Annotated in this window: 15 protein-coding genes; 6 read left to right on the top strand and 9 right to left on the bottom strand. The window is 47.1% G+C overall.

The genetic code is table 11. The features are described 5' to 3' along the window. Window positions 1-13 precede the first annotated feature (13 nt). The 7 genes from rffG to trxA form a co-directional block, all read right to left on the bottom strand. Window positions 14-1,084 carry a dTDP-glucose 4,6-dehydratase gene (gene rffG, locus XDD1_RS01675; protein WP_045968140.1) on the bottom strand — a complete coding sequence of 357 codons (1,071 nt, stop codon included), beginning with the start codon at window positions 1,082-1,084 and terminating at the stop codon, window positions 14-16. Continuing rightward, window positions 1,081-2,343 (bottom strand): UDP-N-acetyl-D-mannosamine dehydrogenase, encoded by a 1,263-nt coding sequence (wecC, locus tag XDD1_RS01670; protein WP_045968138.1) that lies wholly within the window; start codon window positions 2,341-2,343, stop codon window positions 1,081-1,083. Before wecC ends, rffG begins: the two co-directional genes overlap by 4 nt. Continuing rightward, window positions 2,340-3,470, bottom strand: coding sequence for a non-hydrolyzing UDP-N-acetylglucosamine 2-epimerase (gene wecB / locus XDD1_RS01665; RefSeq protein ID WP_045968136.1), 1,131 nt, complete (start codon window positions 3,468-3,470; stop codon window positions 2,340-2,342). The genes wecC and wecB overlap by 4 nt, the downstream gene beginning before the upstream one ends. A gap of 78 nt (window positions 3,471-3,548) precedes the next feature. Next, window positions 3,549-4,619, bottom strand: coding sequence for an ECA polysaccharide chain length modulation protein (gene wzzE, locus XDD1_RS01660; RefSeq protein ID WP_045968134.1), 1,071 nt, complete (start codon window positions 4,617-4,619; stop codon window positions 3,549-3,551). Between the two features lie 30 nt (window positions 4,620-4,649). Then, the gene (wecA, locus tag XDD1_RS01655) at window positions 4,650-5,738 is read right to left on the bottom strand and encodes a UDP-N-acetylglucosamine--undecaprenyl-phosphate N-acetylglucosaminephosphotransferase (RefSeq protein ID WP_045968132.1); all 1,089 of its coding nucleotides are present in this window, start codon (window positions 5,736-5,738) and stop codon (window positions 4,650-4,652) included. 390 nt (window positions 5,739-6,128) lie between these two features. Beyond that, the gene (rho, locus tag XDD1_RS01650) at window positions 6,129-7,388 is read right to left on the bottom strand and encodes a transcription termination factor Rho (RefSeq protein ID WP_045968130.1); all 1,260 of its coding nucleotides are present in this window, start codon (window positions 7,386-7,388) and stop codon (window positions 6,129-6,131) included. A 737-nt stretch (window positions 7,389-8,125) separates the two neighbouring features. Then, window positions 8,126-8,482: a thioredoxin TrxA gene (trxA, locus tag XDD1_RS01645; protein ID WP_045968128.1), complete on the bottom strand. Its 357-nt coding sequence runs from the start codon at window positions 8,480-8,482 to the stop codon at window positions 8,126-8,128. A gap of 120 nt (window positions 8,483-8,602) precedes the next feature. On the opposite strand from trxA, the gene rhlB reads away from it, so the two are divergent. Both rhlB and gppA read left to right on the top strand, forming a co-directional pair. Continuing rightward, window positions 8,603-9,886 (top strand): ATP-dependent RNA helicase RhlB, encoded by a 1,284-nt coding sequence (gene rhlB, locus XDD1_RS01640; protein ID WP_045968126.1) that lies wholly within the window; start codon window positions 8,603-8,605, stop codon window positions 9,884-9,886. A 73-nt stretch (window positions 9,887-9,959) separates the two neighbouring features. Next, complete coding sequence (gene gppA, locus XDD1_RS01635) at window positions 9,960-11,468, top strand: guanosine-5'-triphosphate,3'-diphosphate diphosphatase (RefSeq protein ID WP_045968124.1); 1,509 nt, start codon at window positions 9,960-9,962, stop codon at window positions 11,466-11,468. A gap of 63 nt (window positions 11,469-11,531) precedes the next feature. Here the strand turns inward: gppA and rep are convergent, their stop codons facing one another. Further along, window positions 11,532-13,565 (bottom strand): DNA helicase Rep, encoded by a 2,034-nt coding sequence (rep, locus tag XDD1_RS01630; protein WP_045968122.1) that lies wholly within the window; start codon window positions 13,563-13,565, stop codon window positions 11,532-11,534. Between the two features lie 177 nt (window positions 13,566-13,742). Between rep and XDD1_RS01625 the strand changes: the two genes are divergently transcribed. After that, complete coding sequence (locus tag XDD1_RS01625) at window positions 13,743-14,858, top strand: class II histone deacetylase (RefSeq protein ID WP_045968120.1); 1,116 nt, start codon at window positions 13,743-13,745, stop codon at window positions 14,856-14,858. 53 nt (window positions 14,859-14,911) lie between these two features. On the opposite strand, the gene ilvC is transcribed toward XDD1_RS01625, so the two are convergent. Then, window positions 14,912-16,390 (bottom strand): ketol-acid reductoisomerase, encoded by a 1,479-nt coding sequence (ilvC, locus tag XDD1_RS01620; protein WP_045968118.1) that lies wholly within the window; start codon window positions 16,388-16,390, stop codon window positions 14,912-14,914. 173 nt (window positions 16,391-16,563) lie between these two features. On the opposite strand from ilvC, the gene ilvY reads away from it, so the two are divergent. From ilvY to emrA, 3 genes are all read left to right on the top strand, one after another. Continuing rightward, window positions 16,564-17,445, top strand: coding sequence for an HTH-type transcriptional activator IlvY (gene ilvY, locus XDD1_RS01615; RefSeq protein WP_045968116.1), 882 nt, complete (start codon window positions 16,564-16,566; stop codon window positions 17,443-17,445). 38 nt (window positions 17,446-17,483) lie between these two features. Continuing rightward, on the top strand, window positions 17,484-18,278 hold the full coding sequence (locus tag XDD1_RS01610) for a helix-turn-helix transcriptional regulator (RefSeq protein ID WP_045968114.1): 795 nt from the start codon (window positions 17,484-17,486) through the stop codon (window positions 18,276-18,278). Between the two features lie 154 nt (window positions 18,279-18,432). Further along, window positions 18,433-19,593, top strand: a complete 1,161-nt coding sequence (emrA, locus tag XDD1_RS01605) for a multidrug efflux MFS transporter periplasmic adaptor subunit EmrA (RefSeq protein WP_045968112.1) — start codon at window positions 18,433-18,435, stop codon at window positions 19,591-19,593. Window position 19,594: the final 1 nt, after the last annotated feature.

Genomic DNA, 19,594 nt, shown 5'->3' with positions numbered 1-19,594 from the left:
CCCCCTGACGGGTTTATTTATTCCCCAGCCCAAGCCGCTCCCCGGCATAAGAACCATCCTGAACCCGGCGCCACCAATGCGCATTGTCCAGATACCATTGTACGGTCTTGCGAATGCCAGATTCGAATGTTTCCTCTGGGGTCCAACCCAGTTCGCGTTCAATTTTTGCCGCATCAATCGCATAACGCAGATCATGCCCCGGACGATCCGCCACATGGGTAATCAGATCGCGATAATACGCCACTCCCGCCGGTTTTTCCGGGCACAACTCTTCCAGCAGTGCACAAATCGTTTCCACCACCTCAATGTTGCGGCGCTCATTATGCCCGCCGATATTATAGGTTTTACCGGCTTCTGCTTGGGTGACGACCAGATACAACGCCCGCGCATGATCTTCCACATAGAGCCAGTCGCGGATTTGTTCTCCCTTGCCATAGACCGGCAAGGCTTTACCTGCCAGCGCGTTCAGGATCACCAATGGGATCAGTTTCTCCGGGAAATGATAAGGGCCATAGTTATTCGAACAATTGGTAACTACGGTCGGTAAACCATAGGTACGCTGCCATGCCCTGACCAGATGATCGCTGGACGCTTTTGAGGCGGAATAGGGGCTGCTCGGCGCGTAAGGCGTGGTTTCCGTAAAGAAGCTCTCTGTACCGTGCAAATCACCATACACTTCGTCGGTTGAAATATGGTGGAAGCGGAATTTGGCCTGTTTTTCCTGATCCAACGATTGCCAAAAGGCACGTGCCGCTTCCAGCAAGGTATAAGTGCCGATGATATTGGTTTCGATAAACGCCGCTGGCCCGTCAATGGAACGATCAACATGGCTTTCTGCGGCCAGATGCATCACCGCATCCGGCTGATATTGCTGGAACACACGATCTAAGGCATCACGCTGACGAATATCAACCCGCTCAAAGGCATAACGGGGATGGTTCGCAACCGAGGCCAGTGATTCAAGATTACCGGCATAGGTCAGGCTATCAACCACCACGACGCAGTCTTGAGTCTGGTCGATAATGTGGCGCACCACCGCAGAGCCAATAAAACCGGCACCGCCTGTAATAAGAATACGTTTCAACGCCAAACTCCTTTTGTATCAACCACCCATTTTTGTTTTATTGCCGCACCCTGAATGGCTTTAAACTGGCGATGATCCACCAGCATCAATACCACGTCCGCCTCTGCTAATGCCTGCTGGATATCCACCAGCTTCACCAAATCTTTCAGCGAATCAGGCAGCTCATGCACATTGGGTTCAATCGCGAGGGTTTGCCCGGCATGCCACTGTGCAACCCTTTTGGTAATATGAACGGCAGGGCTTTCCCGCAAATCATCGATGTTCGGCTTAAAGGCCAAGCCAAAACAGGCAATCTTAATCTCATTCGCCCGTTTGCCACTCTCAGCCAAACAGTCAGCGACAGCGGCTTTCACTTGATCCACCACCCACAATGGCTTGCTGTCATTCACCAAACGCGCGGTATGAATTAAACGAGACTGTTCCGGGTTCTGGGAGACGATAAACCACGGATCGACGGCAATGCAGTGCCCGCCAACACCCGGACCGGGTTGCAGGATATTGACCCGTGGATGGCGGTTTGCCAGACTAATCAGCTCCCACACGTTGATCCCCTGTTCGGCACAGATCAGGGACAATTCGTTGGCAAACGCGATATTCACATCACGGAAACTGTTTTCTGTCAGCTTGCACATTTCCGCGGTTCTGGCGTTGGTGATCACACACTCACCTTCAAGGAAAATCTTGTACAACTCACTTGCCCGGCGGGAGGATTTGGCGGTCATCCCGCCCACGACGCGGTCATTTTTGATCAATTCCACCATCACTTGCCCCGGCAAGACACGCTCAGGGCAATAGGCGATATCAATATCCGAGTGGTCACCCGCTTGTTGCGGGAATGAAAGGTCAGGACGTGCCACAGCTAACCATTCTGCCATCTGTTCTGTGGCACCCACGGGAGAAGTGGATTCCAAAATAATCAAATCGCCTTTTTTCAAGACAGGGGCGATAGATTCCGCCGCAGAACGCACATAAGCCATGTCCGGTTCATGCTCCCCTTTAAAGGGTGTCGGAACCGCAATCAAAAAGGCATCCGCCGTTTGTGGCACCGTGACGGCTTTCAGAAAACCGCCTTCTACCGCCACTCTCACCACTTCATCTAAATCAGGTTCAACGATATGAATCGAGCCACGGTTAATCGTCTCTACCGCATGTTGATTAACATCGACGCCAATCACCGTTTTTTGACGGGAGGCGAATGCCGCTGCGGTGGGCAAACCGATATAACCCAGGCCGATCACAGAAATTGTTTCAAAACTCATAATGTCACCTGACTTTTTCTTAATGCTTCGAGAATTCGCTGGCAAGCCCGGCCGTTACCATAGGGGTTATGGGCATGGCTCATTTGTTGGTAAGCGTTAACATCTGTCAATAGACGCGTCACTTCCGCAACGATAGTTTGGGTTTCTGTTCCCACCAGTCGCACGGTTCCCGCGTCAACTGCTTCAGGTCGTTCAGTGGTATCGCGCATCACCAGAACGGGTTTGCCCAAAGAAGGCGCTTCTTCCTGAATCCCCCCTGAATCGGTCAAGATCAAATAGGCATGATTCATCAAATAGACGAAAGGCAGGTAATCCTGTGGTTGGATAAGGATCACGTTATCAATGTCATGCAAGATGCGCTTCACGGGTTCATTGACATTCGGGTTCAGATGAACCGGATAAACCACCTGAACATCAGGATGTGCCCTGGCAATCTGTGCCAAGGCTTCACAAATGCGCTCAAACCCTCGGCCAAAACTTTCACGGCGGTGACCGGTCACCAAGATCATCTTTTTATTCGGGTTAAGGAAAGGATAAAGTTCAGCAAGCTGCCCGGACAGGGCTTCATCATTCATGATGCGATCACGTACAGATAGCAGCGCATCAATCACTGTATTGCCGGTAACAAAAATACGCTGGTCCGCAATGGATTCTTTTAAGAGGTTGTCGCGGGAATTTTCCGTCGGTGCAAAATGGTACATGGCCAAATGCCCGGCAATCTTACGGTTGCCTTCTTCCGGCCACGGCGAATAGAGATCGCCCGTTCTCAAGCCCGCTTCAACATGGCCGACCGGAATATGCTGATAGAAAGCCGCCAGACTGGTTGCCATAGTTGTGGTGGTATCACCATGCACCAACACCACATCGGGTTTAAATTCTTCCAACACCGGCTTCATCCCTTGCAGGATACGGCAGGTAATATCTGTCAGATCCTGCCCTTTTTGCATGATATTCAGATCAAAATCCGGCGTTATCCCAAACAGGTGCAATACCTGATCCAGCATTTCTCTATGCTGGGCTGTGACACAGACTTTTGCTTCGAAGGCCGTATCCATCGCCAACGCATGGACCAACGGGGCCATTTTAATGGCTTCCGGCCGGGTACCAAACACAGTCAACACTTTCACAGTGACTCTCTTATTTTGTCAATCATTGCAGATACTTCCAAGAAAGGGGGATTAAAAACCTGTCGCTTATTTATATTGTTACTGATATGAACAGGCAGAGCGTGAGCGCCTGACCAAAGCGACCCCTGCACCCACCAACATGCCAACAGCTCCCCACAAAATCATCATAAAAACACGGCGAGGGCTGTCCCGGCTGACGGGTTCCTCCGGTGTTCTGAGATAACGGTAAGTCAGGAAAGAATTTTGCAAAGTCGGGCCAACATTCAATGTCGTCAGCATCGCAATATTTTGATCATAATCGAGGCTGTAATCAGGGCCTGTAGCTTCCAAGGTTTCCATTTGGGCTTGCAACAATGATGTGCCCAGCATAAACATTTTGGATTCAGGGAGTTCTTCGAGGGGGATATTGGTCTGATTACGGTGAATACCTTGTTTCTCAGCCACTTTTAGCGATTGCTGCAAGACATTCAATTCACGACTATAGATCGCCTTTGCCACTATTTCCTGACGCTTCACCAGCGCTTTCATGGACTGGGTACGTGTCGCCCACGCACCCTTAATTTCGTTGTTCAGGTGAGAATTCGCCCGTTGGTTGGCAAACGCAATATACTGGCGCAGAAGTTGGTTAGCATCAACGGCGGTTTCTGCCGTCAGTTTGATACTGTCATTTGACGACGTTTTATCATCACTGCGCGTGATTTTAATATCGTTAATCAATTCATCCAACAATACCGCATCCGCTTTGGCCTGCCCTTCCCTGCGTTGTTTATAATATTCAGAATGAAGCCAGAATTCACGGCGGGTGTCATACGCTGAAACCTGTGTCATGAACTCTTTGTATGCCCCGTCTGGAATGGTCGGTAATTGCGCCTCTGGCGAGGCATTGATATGGGTATCTAAATTACGCAAGAATTGTTGTTGCGAATAGTAGCTACCCAAATTATTGGTTGTCGGTAAATCCACAATAGCGGTTGCGCTCCATTTTTGCTGCATCAGATAAGATGCACCCAGAGCGACGGCAGCGAAAATCATTGCCAGTGCGATAATCCATATCTTTCCACGCCATAAAGCATAACACAGTGCCCGAATATCCAGTTCATGCTCTATAGCAGGTTGATCCTGTATAGATTTCGTTTCTGAGTTTATCACTGCACAAAACCCCTTTGATAGTCGATGTTTTTAATGATGGCTTGCTGCCCGACGCATACGCCGCTTACACCGTTTGATAAAACGGGCGACTTTCCACGCGCGTTTGATGCAATAGCCATACAACATAAATGCAAGCAAAAATAATGCCAACATCACCCACTCAGGAACAAAAATCAACCGCTCAGCTATTATTCCGATCGATGCCAATAAAGCCGCCGCCAAAGTGATCAAAATAAATGCCTGACGAGAGGTAAAACCAGCACGCATAATCAAATGGTGGATATGCTGGCGATCCGGAGAAAACGGGCTCATCCCCTTACGCAATCGACGGTACATAATCGCGACCATATCCATCAGTGGGATCGCAATAACCCATAATGCGGTCACAGGACTAATAGACGCATTTTCTCCTTGTGTCGCTTCAGTCAGTAACCAAATAATGGTAAAGCCGATTAACGTACTTCCCGCATCCCCCATAAAGACTTTAAAACGTTTTCCTAATATTCCAAGATTAAGGAAGATGTAAGGCAAGATCCCTGCGATAAACGCAAAACACCAAAACGCCAGTGCCGTATTACCACTTGCGTACAACAAAATACCCAAGGCACCGAAAGAGACGCAAGATAGCCCGCCCAATAGCCCATCGATACCATCCACCATATTGAAAGCGTTAATCGCGGCCCAAACAGCGAACAGGGTCACAACGTAGCTGAATGGCCCAAGTGACATTTCCCATGCCCCGAATGCGTGTCCCAAGCTATCAAGTTTCAGGCCAGCAAAATACATCATGCTGATACCAACCAGAGCCTGAATGGTGGCCCGAATCTTCACACTGATATCAAAACGGTCATCCAAGGCACCGATAAGAACCAATATTCCGGCACAAACCAAATACAGCCACTTATGAGGTATAAACTCTTTTGTAATCACAAATGCGAAACACACGCTAAAAAAAACAGATATGCCTCCTACCAAAGGCACTAAACCCTGATGACGTTTACGGTAATTAGGTTTATCAACCAGGCCGATTTTTTTTGCTGCCTTACGCGCCACAAACAAAAACACCAATGAGAATATAAATACGCAAAAAATTTCGACACTCATACTGGGAATATTCACAATAACAACTCTCTATAAGATAATGATGGGGCATCTATTATTTTATTCATTGACTTATGGATGTCCCACTTGACACCGAATCCATAAGTTCCCTGTTAACAAAACAGGGCATCCTGACTCATAAAATTAATCAATTGGACCATGCAACCTGTAAAGCATGATTCATCATTATAAAACGTTTGGTCAGGAAAAACGCATCTAATCACTCGAAAAACATGCAAAAAATGTACCATTTCAGTCAAATAGAGTCAGTAACTGATAAAAAAAGCGCCACAAAAACGTGGCGCTTTAGAGAAGTGAATAAATATTATTTATTACTTAATATGGATGATTACGGAACTATCCAATTTCACAAAAACGATATTTCACAACAACTATATTTCACAACAACTATGAGCGTTTCATAAAGTCGAAGAATTCTTCGTTTGTTTTTGTCATAGCCAGTTTGTTGATAAGGAATTCCATCGCATCGGTTTCACCCATCGGGTGAATGATCTTACGTAAGATCCACATCTTCTGTAGCTCATCCTGTGTAGTGAGCAGTTCTTCTTTACGGGTTCCAGAGCGGTTGTAATCAATGGCTGGGAAGACACGTTTTTCAGCAATCTTACGTGACAGGTGCAATTCCATGTTACCTGTACCTTTAAACTCTTCGTAAATAACCTCATCCATCTTGGAACCGGTATCAACCAGCGCAGTCGCAATGATGGTCAGGCTGCCGCCTTCTTCAACGTTACGTGCCGCACCAAAGAAACGTTTCGGACGATGCAGGGCGTTCGCATCCACTCCCCCCGTCAGAACCTTACCGGAAGCCGGAACCACGGTGTTATAGGCACGAGCCAGACGGGTAATGGAGTCCAGCAGGATGATAACGTCTTTCTTGTGTTCAACCAGACGTTTCGCTTTTTCGATAACCATCTCAGCCACTTGAACATGGCGGGAAGCCGGTTCATCAAAGGTTGAAGCAATGACTTCGCCTTTTACCAGACGCTGCATCTCGGTGACTTCTTCTGGACGCTCATCAATCAGCAAAACCATCAGAACGCAATCGGGATAGTTGTGGGCAATGTTAGCTGCGATATTTTGCAGCAGCATGGTTTTACCGGCTTTTGGTGGCGCCACAATCAGGCCACGCTGACCACGACCAATCGGCGCGGCCAGATCCAGAACACGGGCAGTCAAATCTTCAGTCGATCCGTTACCACGTTCCATACGCAAGCGGTTATTGGCATGAAGTGGCGTCAAGTTTTCAAACAGGATTTTACTGCGGGCGTTTTCAGGTTTGTCAAAGTTAACTTCATTAACTTTCAACAGGGCAAAATAGCGTTCACCTTCTTTGGGTGGGCGGATTTTCCCTGAAATGGTGTCACCGGTACGGAGGTTAAAGCGGCGGATTTGGCTAGGAGAAACGTAGATATCATCGGGACCTGCAAGGTAAGAACTGTCTGCGGAGCGGAGGAAACCAAATCCATCCTGCAATATCTCCAGCACACCATCTCCAAAAATATCCTCTCCGCTTTTCGCATGCTGTTTGAGAATAGAGAAAATGATGTCCTGCTTACGCATACGAGCCAGGTTTTCCAGCCCCATATTTTCGCCGAGAGTAATCAACTCAGATACCGGCGTATTCTTTAATTCGGTAAGATTCATAATGGTGGGTTCTTTAACTCGGGGTATATCTCGAACTATGAACGTGAATGGTATGGCAGCATTATCGATGCCTGTTTATTTGTACCAGAAACAAATAAGACCTTCTAACATATTAAATGATATTACAAGGCAATAGTTTGAAGTACTCAGATTGATTTCAAAATAGATGCCATATGTTATAACTATCTATAATGTAAGTACAATTCTATGATGCAAATACTATTATAAGGTTTAATAGTGGGCACTATTTCAGCATATACATCTTTCAGCATAAACGTTTTTTAACGTAACTGTTTTTTGACATAAGCACTGTTAGCGGATTCGGGACCTAACGTAAGAAGGTACAACATAAAAATGCTTAGGATAAAAACACCCTGCTTAAAGATATTCAGCATTAGAACGCTATGGGTGTACCAAGCTATATACTGGATTGTTCGTATATAGACTCAGAAATTCTACCAAATGCGATATGCCATCAGATACTTCAGGTGACCCAGAGATAACAGATTTATCAGACACTACAAACTGTTTAGTATGCAACATGCTTAATGTCAACTCTTTATATCAATCAAGATATGTCAATAAGCCTTTATATCGAATAAAGAATCCGCTCAAGCGAGGCTTCACATTAGCACATGCCCGCTAACTTACCATGCTTCGTAGCGGACGTCTAGCGGTCAATAGGATAAATCACCTTATCCGCCAAACGCCCGTCATTACTGTGACCTGACTCTAAATTAGAGGTGTGGTTCCAAAAACTCTTTCAGTTGAGTTTTTGACAAGGCGCCCACTTTTACTGCAACCTTCTCGCCATCTTTAAACAAAATCAGGGTTGGAATACCACGAATACCGAATTTTGGTGCGGTTTCAGTGTGATCATCAACATTCAGCTTGGCAACTGTCAGTTTCCCTGCATACTCTGAAGAAATTTCATCCAAAATAGGAGCAATCATTTTGCAAGGACCGCACCATTCAGCCCAGAATTCGACAAGGGCGGCACCACTTACATTCAGCTTATCTTCGTTGAAATCACCGTCAGTCAGATGAATGATGCCTGCATGCACAGCCTCATCGTTCACAATCTTTTCATTCATTTTGTTGCTCCAAAAGTAAAATCTTTTACAGTGTCAGTGTACATTAACCAACATTAGGGTGTCTTTATTTCAGCGGATACACTTTCTTAAAGCAATAGTTAACTGATATTCTACCATACTATGAGCAAAACACATTTGACAGAAAAGAAGTTTTCCGACTTCTCATTGCACCCCAAAGTCTTAGAAGCCCTTGATAAAAAGGGGTTTTACAACTGCACGCCGATACAGGCGCTAACATTGCCTTTAACTGTCGAAGGCCGAGATGTTACGGGGCAAGCACAAACCGGAACGGGCAAGACGCTGGCATTTTTGGCGTCTACTTTTAATTACTTATTGACCCATCCTGCGGCGAGAGAGCGTAAAACGAATCAGCCAAGAGCGCTGATCATGGCGCCGACCCGTGAATTGGCGGTTCAGATATACTCTGACGCAGAAGAATTGGCGGAAGTCACTGGGTTGAAAATGGGTCTTGCCTACGGCGGCGATGGCTATGATAAACAGCTTAAGGTACTGGAAGCTGGCGTCGATATCGTCATTGGTACCACAGGGCGTTTGATCGATTACACTAAACAGGGTCATATCCATCTTGGGGCCATTCAAGTTGTTGTGCTTGATGAAGCTGATCGCATGTATGATCTGGGCTTTATCAAAGACATTCGCTGGTTGTTCCGCCGGCTGCCTGCGGCGACAGAAAGAATGAATTTGCTGTTTTCCGCAACGCTCTCTTATCGGGTACGTGAGCTCGCTTTTGAACAGATGAATAATCCTGAGTATGTGGAAGTCGAACCTCTGCAAAAAACCGGGCATCGCATCAAGGAAGAGCTATTTTATCCTTCCAATGAAGAAAAAATGCGCCTGCTACAGACGCTGCTGGAAGAAGAGTGGCCTGATCGCTGCATCATTTTTGCCAATACCAAGCATCGCTGTGAAGACATCTGGGCCCATCTGGCTGCTGATGGTCATCGGGTTGGTTTACTGACCGGTGATGTTGCACAGAAAAAACGTCTGCATATTCTTGAAGAATTCAGCCTGGGCAATCTGGACATTCTGGTTGCCACCGATGTTGCCGCCCGTGGGCTGCATATCCCATCTGTAACCCATGTATTTAACTATGATCTACCGGATGACTGTGAAGATTATGTTCACCGGATTGGCCGGACAGGTCGTGCTGGAGAAAGCGGCCACTCCATCAGCCTGGCATGTGAAGAATATGCGCTGAACTTACCAGCCATTGAAGAATATATCCAGCACCAGATACCTGTCAGCAAATATAACAGTGATGCGTTGCTACAAGATCTGCCAGTCCCTAAGCGCCGTAACCGTACCCGCTCAGGGGGACACCCTCGACGTACCAACATGGCGCGCCGTGGCAATACCACACGCAATCGTAAGCGTCCAAGCTAAAATGGCACAATGCTGAAATAATACGACATTGAAATAATGCGATACTGAAACAACACAGGCTGGAATAAATACTATGCTGAGGGCTTCTTCGCTTTATGCCGCTATCGATTTAGGTTCAAACAGTTTTCATATGCTGGTTGTCCGTGAAGTATCCGGTAACATTCAGGTCGTCACTCGCGTCAAGCGCAAAGTCAGGCTGGCTGCCGGATTGGATAAAAATAATTATTTATCACAACAGGCAATGGAACGGGGATGGCAGTGCTTGCGCCTCTTTTCCGAATATTTGCAGGATATTCCAGCCTCACAGATCCGCGTTGTTGCCACTGCAACCTTGAGGCTTGCTGAGAATTCGGATGAATTTGTCAGGAAAGCCTCAGAAATATTGAGCACCCCGGTTAACGTGATCAGTGGTGAAGAAGAAGCTCAGTTAATTTATCAAGGTGTTGCTCATACAACTGGCGGATCTGAAAAGCGGCTTGTCGTCGATATTGGTGGTGCCAGTACTGAATTAGTCACAGGTATCGGCGCCAAGGCCAGTCAGCTTTTCAGCCTTGAAATGGGCTGTGTTACCTGGCTGGAACGTTATTTCAATGATCGCAGCCTGACAGCAGAAAACTTTGCCAACGCAGAAGCGGCTGCCCATGATATTCTCCGCGCTGTCGCCACTGAGCTGCTTGAGCAAGGCTGGGAAATTTGTGTGGGCGCTTCCGGCACGGTACAAGCCTTGCAGGAAATCATGATTGCTCAAGGTATGGATGAACTGATCACCCTGCCCAAACTCCAGCAACTCAAACATCAGGCGATTGAATGCGGCAAACTGGAAGAGTTGGAAATTGATGGATTAACACTGGAACGGGCACTGGTTTTTCCCAGTGGATTAGCCATCTTAATCGCTATTTTTCAAGCACTGCATATCGAAAGTATGATACTGGCTGGCGGCGCACTGCGCGAAGGTCTGGTTTACGGTATGTTGGATTTGCCGATTGAACAGGACATTCGGGCAAGAACCCTGCGCAATGTCCAGCATCGTTTCCAACTGGATATCGAGCAGGCACAACGTGTCAAACAGTTGGCTGAAAATTTTTGCCAACAAGTTGCCCAGTCATGGAAATTGGGTGAACGTTGTCGTGAGTTATTGGGCAGTGCCTGTTTGCTCCATGAAATCGGTCTGTTTGTTGATTTTCGCCAGGGGCCTGCCCATTCTGCTTATCTGATCAACCACTTGGATCTGCCTGGTTATACCCCTGCCCAAAAACGGCTTTTGGCTACGCTATTGAAAAATCAAAGCGGTCCAGTGGATTTAGCCTCGCTCAGTCAACAAAATGCCGTGCCACCGCGACAGGCACAACGGTTATGTCGCTTATTGCGACTGGCCATTATTTTTGCCAGTCGCCGGCGGGATGACACGTTACCCGCTTTACGGTTACAGGCGGAAAATGAAGCCCTCACTGTCACCCTGCCCCATCAATGGCAGGTAAAGCATCCACTCAGAACTGAGGCATTACAGCAAGAAATGAAGTGGCAAAGTTATGTCCAGTGGTGGTTGTTCCTTGAGGAACAAAATAACGCTCGTTTAGGCTGAAACTTTTACTTGGTTCCCTGCATTTATCCACAAATGCAGGGTTTTCATCATGCTATTAGTTGCCTATTGATTATTGCCGTTTTTCTGCCCGAACCCTAAACGGGATTTAATGTCGGCAAGCCGCGATTGCCCCTGTTTCATCCTTTCTTCCGCACTAATCACTCGCTTACCCTGCGGCCAATTCAAATCATCCTGTGGCAATTCAAGCAAAAATCGGCTCGGTTCCGGACGGATAAGTTCACCAAACTGCCGACGCTCTTTACTGAGTGTGAAAAAAAGTTCTCTCTGCGCGCGTGTAATGCCCACATAGGCCAAACGGCGCTCTTCCTCAATGTTGTCTTCATCAATGCTGCTCTGGTGTGGCAACAAACCTTCTTCCATACCCACCAAAAAGACATAGGGAAATTCCAACCCCTTGGACGCATGTAACGTCATTAACTGAACCTGATCCAACGCTTCATCTTCCTCGCCTCTCTCCAGCATATCCCGCAAGGTAAAACGCGCCACGACTTGGGAAAGGGTCATGGGTTCATTCAAATCATCTCCCTCAAGCATTTCACTCATCCAAGTGAAAAGTTGATTGACGTTTTTCATTCTCATTTCAGCCGCTTTCGGACTAGGGGAAGTCTCATATAACCAGCTTTCGTAATCCATGCCACGCAGTAAATCTCTCACCGCCAGTAATGGCTCCCGCTCCGCCTGACGGGATATTTCATCCATCCAGTGGGTAAAGCGCTGCAATGCAGCCAAACCTCGCCCGGTTAAATACTGTTCTAACCCAAGATCGAAGCTGGCTTGATATAAGCTCTTATTACGTTGATTCGCCCATTCACCCAATTTTTGGATCGTCACGGCACCGATTTCTCGCCGTGGTGTATTCACAATACGTAAAAACGCACTGTCATCCTCAGGATTAGTCAGAACACGCAAGTAGGAGAGCAAATCTTTGATTTCAGGCCGGGAAAAGAACGAGGTTCCTCCCGAAATTCGGTAAGGAATACGGTTTTGCATCAGCATCTTTTCGAAGATACGAGATTGGTGATTACCACGATATAAGATAGCGTAATCTTTATATTCCGTTTTATTAATAAAGTGATGCGCGATCAATTCTCCCGCCACACGTTCAGCTTCATGCTCTTCATTACTCGCTTCGATCACCCTGAGCGGCTCACCATACCCCAATTCTGAAAAGAGTTTTTTCTCAAAAACATGGGGATTATTGGCGATCAGAATATTCGCCGCTTTCAAGATCCGTCCTGATGAACGGTAATTTTGTTCCAGCTTAATCACATTTAGCGACGGAAAATCTTCTTTCAATAAATTCAGGTTCTGTGGACGAGCACCGCGCCATGAATAAATAGATTGATCATCATCTCCCACCACTGTAAAACGGGCTCGATTCCCCACCAGCAATTTCACCAGTTGATATTGACTGGTATTGGTATCCTGATATTCATCCACCAGCAAATAGCGAATTTTATTCTGCCAACGTTCCCTGACTTCTTCATCACGCATTAACAGCAATGTTGGTTTGGTGATCAAATCATCGAAATCGAGCACATGACAACTGTTCAGTTGCAGGTCATAACGACGGTAACACTCGGCAAATTGGTGTTCCTGTGCTGAACGCGCCGTCTTCATCACCTGCTCAGGTGACATTAAGTCATTCTTCCAGTTAGAAATGCTCGCAATCAGTTTTTGTAGCAGATCCTTATCTTCTTGCAACAAATCTGCGGTGAGATCTTTCAACAACGCCATCTGATCGTGATCGTCAAACAATGAGAAGTTGCTTTTCATTCCCAGCGCCTTGTATTCACGTTTAATGATCTCCAACCCCAAAGTATGGAAAGTCGAGATCATCAACCCTCGAGTTTCCTTGCGACCCAAAGTTTGGGCAACACGCTCTTTCATCTCACGCGCCGCCTTATTGGTAAAAGTGACAGCCGCAATATGGCGAGCCTGATAACCACAGGTACGGATCAGGTGGGCAATTTTATTGGTGATCACTCGGGTTTTACCGGAACCGGCACCCGCCAGAACCAGACAAGGCCCTGTGACAAATTCAACCGCGTGTTGTTGGCTTGGATTTAATCGCATACTGTTTCAAAAACTCTATCAGGATGAAAAGTCGGGGGAGCGGAATTGTAAGCATTAAAAGGATTTTAGCCAAATACATCAATATTGATTCTACCGTGAACAAAATACATAACACCTCTTTAGTCGCATCAATGCTATAACAATCCTGAAAGATAAACGGGATCAAGAGGATGTAACATGCTACGTAAGACAGGCTTTTTCTTTGATGAACTCTGCTTCTGGCACCATTCTGGATTACAACATGTTTTGACATTTCCGGTTGGGGGATGGGTACAACCTCCCACAAGTGCAGGACATGCCGAGTCACCAGAAACCAAACGCAGAATGAAAAACTTAATCGATGTTTCAGGATTAAGCCATTCATTGCAACTGCGTGGTGCTGAACCTCTCGATGATGCCACGCTGAAACGGGTTCACACCGAAGATTATTTACAGCGTTTTAAATCGCTCAGTGATCAGGGCGGGGGAATGTTAGGCCCAGAAGCGCCAATAGGACAAGGCAGCTATGACATCGCCAAACTGTCCGCCGGACTGGCTTATGCGGCGGTGAAAACCGTGTTACAAGGCGAATTGGATAACGCCTATAGCCTTTCCCGTCCGCCCGGACACCACTGCCTGCCAGATCAAGCGATGGGCTTCTGCTTCCTTGCCAATATTGCCCTTGCGATTGAGCACGCCAAAGCACAGCTTGGGGTTGGTCGAATCGCCGTCATTGACTGGGATGTTCACCACGGTAATGGGACACAGCATATTTTCTGGGAGCGTGACGATGTTCTGACTATTTCACTGCATCAGGATGGCTGCTATCCCGAAAGTTACAGTGGCGAGGAAGATATCGGTGCCGGCAAAGGAGAAGGTTTCAATATCAATATCCCGTTAATGGCAGGCACCGGGCACAATAGTTATCTTTATGCGATGGATAACATTGTGATCCCTGCATTGCGACGTTACCAACCTGAGCTGATCATCGTTGCCTGCGGCTATGATGCCAATGCGTTTGATCCTCTGGCTCGGATGCAGTTGCACAGTGACAGTTTCCGCGAAATGACCCGCAAGGTACAGCAAGCCGCCGATGCGCTGTGTCATGGCAAATTAGTCATCGTTCACGAAGGGGGCTATTCCGAAGCCTATGTGCCTTTCTGTGGGCTGGCGGTCATGGAAGAATTAAGCGGCGTGCGGACTAAAGTCAACGATCCGGCGCTGAACATGATCCAAGCGCAGCAGCCGAAAGAGCGATTTGACGCATTTCAGCGACAAGCCATTGATGAACTAAAACTGAAATTCGATCTGTAAAGAGGCAAGATTGACCTGCCCGATAAGATAACGTCGGGCAGGTCAATATCCGGTTAGCCACCGACGGCAATACGTTTCATGTCAGTCATATAACCGCGCAAAGTACGGCCGATAACTTCAATAGGATGGTTACGGATCGCTTCATTCACATCACGCAACTGCGCATTATCGATGCTACGATCGGCAACGGCTTTACCTAAATCCCCGGCTTGCAGGGTTGCCATGAATGTCTCTTTCAGCAACGGAACCGCGACGTATGAGAACAGGTAGTTACCATATTCTGCGGTATCAGAAATCACCACATTCATTTCATACAGGCGCTTGCGCGCAATGGTATTCGCAATCAACGGCAGTTCATGCAAAGATTCATAATAAGCAGACTCTGCGATAATGCCGGTATCGACCATCGTTTCAAAAGCCAGTTCTACCCCGGCCTTGACCATGGCAATCATCAGAACGCCATGATCAAAGTATTCTTGCTCACTGATATGCCCTGCGTCGTCCGGGTAATTTTCGAAGGCGGTTTTACCGGTTTCTTCCCGCCAGGCCAGCAAGTTCTTATCGTCATTTGCCCAATCTGCCATCATTGTGGCAGAGAATTCGCCCGAAATGATGTCATCCATATGTTTCTGGAACAACGGGGACAAAATGGTTTTCAGTTGTTCAGATAGGGCATAAGCCCGCAATTTCGCCGGATTGGAAAGGCGATCCATCATCAGTGTAATACCGCCCTGTTTCAGCGCTTCGGTGATCGTTTCCCAACCGAATTGGATTAATTTTCCGGCATAACCGGGTTCAATACCCTCAGCAACCAGTTGGTCATAACACAACAGGGAACCCGCCTGTAACATGCCGCACAGAATGGTCTGCTCTCCCATCAGGTCAGATTTCACTTCTGCGACGAAAGACGATTCCAGCACACCTGCCCGATGTCCGCCTGTCGCGGCGGCCCACGCTTTTGCGATCGCCATCCCTTCACCTTTTGCATCGTTTTCTGGATGCACAGCAATCAGGGTAGGCACACCGAATCCACGCTTATACTCTTCGCGCACTTCCGTACCCGGACATTTAGGGGCAACCATTACGACAGTGATATCTTTGCGTATCTGCTCACCCACTTCGACGATATTGAAACCGTGGGAATAGCCCAACGCGGCACCTTCTTTCATCAGAGGTTGCACCGCCTGAACCACCGCTGAATGCTGTTTGTCTGGTGTCAGATTGATCACCAAATCGGCCTGTGGGATTAACGCTTCATAAGTGCCAACCTTGAAACCATTTTCGCTTGCCTTGCGCCATGATGGGCGTTTTTCATCAATGGCTTCTTGACGCAGTGCATAGGCAATATCCAAACCCGAATCTCGCATATTGAGACCTTGATTCAGCCCTTGTGCACCACAACCGATGATCACGACTTTCTTGCCTTTTAAATACCCTGCTTCGTCAGCAAATTCTTCCCGCGCCATAAACCGACATTTGCCTAACTGCGCCAATTGTTGGCGCAGGTTCAACGTATCAAAATAATTAGCCATGGTGACTCCGGTATAATTAGAGATTGTGAGGTCGTTTGCATAGAGACAATATATGACGACAATATATGACATGAAAGCCATTGCTGAAATTGATATATTGACAAGACTCTATTGCAGTTTATGCAACATACTTTCTTTCGGCAAAAAACCTCTGGGCAAAGGGCACCAAGACCATGGATCTACGTGATTTAAAGCTGTTTTTACACCTTGCGGAAAGCTGTCACTTTGGCCGTTCAGCCAAAGCCATGCACGTCAGCCCCTCCACACTGTCACGCCAGATCCAACGCCTTGAGGAATTATTGGGGTATCCGCTTTTTCTGCGGGATAACCGAACGGTGAAATTGACCCCCGCTGGTGAACAACTCAGACAATTTGCCCAACAAACTCTTCTGCAATATAAACAGCTACAGCATTCCTTAAACCACCAAAGCCCATCACTGACGGGCGAGCTGCGGCTATTCTGTTCGGTCACGGCGGCATATAGCCATCTTCCCCAAGTATTGGATAAATTTCGGGCAGAACATCCGTTGGTAGAAATCAAGCTGACAACGGGCGATGCGGCTGATGCGGTTGACCGGGTTCAATCCGATGCTGCGGATTTGGGGATTGCAGGCAAGCCGGAGAAACTGCCGGATAATGTCAGCTTTACCCAAATAGGGGAAATACCGCTGGTGCTGATTGCCCCTTCCCTGTCTTGCACCGTGAGAAATCTCGCCACACAGGCGCAGCCTGATTGGAGTCGCATCCCTTTTATCCTGCCCGAACACGGCCCTTCCCGTAAGCGCATTGAGCTTTGGTTCCGGCGGCATAAAATCCTGCATCCCGTCATTTACGCGACAGTTTCCGGTCATGAAGCGATCGTGTCTATGGTGGCACTGGGTTGCGGCATTGCACTGATCCCTGCGGTTGTGGTCGAAAACAGCCCCGAACCGGTACGTAACCGTATCTCATTGCTGGACAATATTTCGCTGGTCGAACCGTTTGAATTGGGGGTTTGTGCGTTGAGTAAGCGCTTGAATGAACCTCTGATTAAGGCATTTTGGGCGCTGTTGTAATCTGAGAATCGTTATAATCTGAATATAGGTTATTTTATATGCGACGCAAAATAGACAGGTATCTTGAAGCCGTCAGGTTATATCAATATCACAAACAGTATTTGGTGCTTTCTCATCATATGAAAACAGAGTGGCACCGGCATCCTTGTATCCAATTGAGTGTCTCTTACGATTGCTCAAAAATACAAATTGAGACTGGACAAGGTACACAGCAATTATATGGTTTTATTATCGCCAGCAATATTAAACATCGCTTACACTCGGAAGGTAAACCCTGTTTCAATTTTCTGATAGATCCGGCTCATCCCTTATATCATGTGTTATCGCACCAGATTGAAAATACAAACCTTATCGCCCTTAACCCGGAATCGACTCATTTAATCGCGAATTATTTTATCCATTGTTTACAGACAGACACGCCACCCGATATTTTGGTGTTAAGTCGTTGGTTAAATGACACCGGTGAGTGTCACTGCTATCAGGATACGCGCATCATAAAAGCGACCACCCTGATTACTGAGTTACCGGTTAAAAGTATCTCCTCCGGTGAAATATCCGATCATATCTATCTGTCAGAAAGCCGATTCTTACATCTGTTTCGGCAAGAGATGGGCACCAATTTCCGCGGTTATTTATTGTGGAAGCGCTTCCATCACGCACTTGAAAAAATAAACTCCCCAGATTCGCTGACGTTACTGGCTTCCCACAGTGGATTTTCTGATAGTGCACATTTTAGCCGGACGGGAGTGTCGCTATATGGATTCAGCCCTTCTGAGTTGAAAAATGCCAGTGCTGCCTTTCCTGATCATTTTCTCCCTCAGGTGTCAAGATAGCCAGTTTATTCAATTAAAAATACACGCTCCCCACTAAGCTACCTCTCTGTTCTCATTATTTTAAACGCCAACACCAGAATATTTATCCGCCTAAATACCAACATAAATAACGCTATTGTCGGCTGAACCTATAGGAAAAGGGGTGGAAGAAAGAATGCCAAAATCGTCGCTTATTGCCGAGAAAAAATCAAAACGGAAGCTGGCCCTGATCCTTGCAACACTTTTATTTATCTCAATGGGCTTAGTCTATTTTGCCTATTGGCTTACGGTGCTGCGCCATTACCAATCCACGGAAGATGCTTATGTCGTTGGCAATCAAGTACAGGTAACGGCACAGATTTCAGGTAGCGTAGCAAGTATTCATGCTGACAATACTGATTTTGTCCGTCAGGGAGATATTTTAGTCAGTCTGCATACGGTTGATGCTGAACACGCTTTTGAACGGGCAAAAAACGGGCTTGCCAATCGTGTCCGGCAAACTCATCAGATCATGATTGAAAATGAGAAATTGCGCGCCAATATCGACCTAAAACAGATCCAATTACAACAAGCGATAGATGATCTGAAACGACGCGAACACTTAGGCTTAACGGGAGCCATTGCTAAAGAAAATTTGATCCACGCCCGTAATCATGTCCAGATGGCAAAATCTGACCTGCGCTTTGCTCAACACCAATATCGTGCCAACCAAGCGTTAATGATAAATACCCCACTGGAGCAGCAACCCACGATTAAACTGGCCGCCAGCCAACTCCGCGATGCCTGGTTGGCCTTGCAACGTACCCGTGTTGTCGCCCCCGTCACTGGTTATGTTTCTCGCCGCAATGTACAAGTGGGATCGCAAATAAAAAATGGCTCTCCGCTTATGGTCATCGTGCCTGCTGGCCAACTTTGGGTTGAAGCGAATTTTAAAGAAGTACAGCTTGCCAATTTCCGCATTGGGCAGCCCGTCACTTTAATCAGCGATTTTTACGGCAGTGATGTGATTTATAAAGGTAAAGTGGTTGGTCTGGATATGGGGACGGGCAGTGCCTTTTCATTATTACCCGCACAAAATGCCACTGGTAACTGGATTAAGGTTGTCCAACGCCTGCCCGTCAGAATCGAACTGGAATCACAACAATTGACCGATTCCCCATTACGTATCGGATTATCCATGCGCGCTTCTATCGATACCCGAAATCAAGCTGGCGTCGCCCTCGCCAAAATACCTCGTCAAGGGATCGTGTATGCAACCGATGTCTTGTCTTACAACACCGAGGAAATTGAGCGACTGATTAACGAAATCATCTCCGCGAATACCAGCAGAGGGTGAA

It is taken from the genome of Xenorhabdus doucetiae (genome assembly GCF_000968195.1).
Lineage (GTDB): Bacteria > Pseudomonadota > Gammaproteobacteria > Enterobacterales > Enterobacteriaceae > Xenorhabdus > Xenorhabdus doucetiae.
Note: the sequence above shows the minus strand (reverse complement) of the source record. Positions and strands in the feature narration are given on the sequence as shown.

What these genes read in the sequence shown, in the direction of transcription:
- wecC (WP_045968138.1), bottom strand. Translation starts at nt 2,343, where the DNA reads ATGAGTTTTGAAACAATTTCTGTGATCGGCCTGGGTTATATCGGTTTG.
- rho (WP_045968130.1), bottom strand. Translation starts at nt 7,388, where the DNA reads ATGAATCTTACCGAATTAAAGAATACGCCGGTATCTGAGTTGATTACT.
- trxA (WP_045968128.1), bottom strand. Translation starts at nt 8,482, where the DNA reads ATGAATGAAAAGATTGTGAACGATGAGGCTGTGCATGCAGGCATCATT.
- rhlB (WP_045968126.1), top strand. Translation starts at nt 8,603, where the DNA reads ATGAGCAAAACACATTTGACAGAAAAGAAGTTTTCCGACTTCTCATTG.
- gppA (WP_045968124.1), top strand. Translation starts at nt 9,960, where the DNA reads ATGCTGAGGGCTTCTTCGCTTTATGCCGCTATCGATTTAGGTTCAAAC.
- rep (WP_045968122.1), bottom strand. Translation starts at nt 13,565, where the DNA reads ATGCGATTAAATCCAAGCCAACAACACGCGGTTGAATTTGTCACAGGG.
- XDD1_RS01625 (WP_045968120.1), top strand. Translation starts at nt 13,743, where the DNA reads ATGCTACGTAAGACAGGCTTTTTCTTTGATGAACTCTGCTTCTGGCAC.
- ilvC (WP_045968118.1), bottom strand. Translation starts at nt 16,390, where the DNA reads ATGGCTAATTATTTTGATACGTTGAACCTGCGCCAACAATTGGCGCAG.
- ilvY (WP_045968116.1), top strand. Translation starts at nt 16,564, where the DNA reads ATGGATCTACGTGATTTAAAGCTGTTTTTACACCTTGCGGAAAGCTGT.
- XDD1_RS01610 (WP_045968114.1), top strand. Translation starts at nt 17,484, where the DNA reads ATGCGACGCAAAATAGACAGGTATCTTGAAGCCGTCAGGTTATATCAA.
- emrA (WP_045968112.1), top strand. Translation starts at nt 18,433, where the DNA reads ATGCCAAAATCGTCGCTTATTGCCGAGAAAAAATCAAAACGGAAGCTG.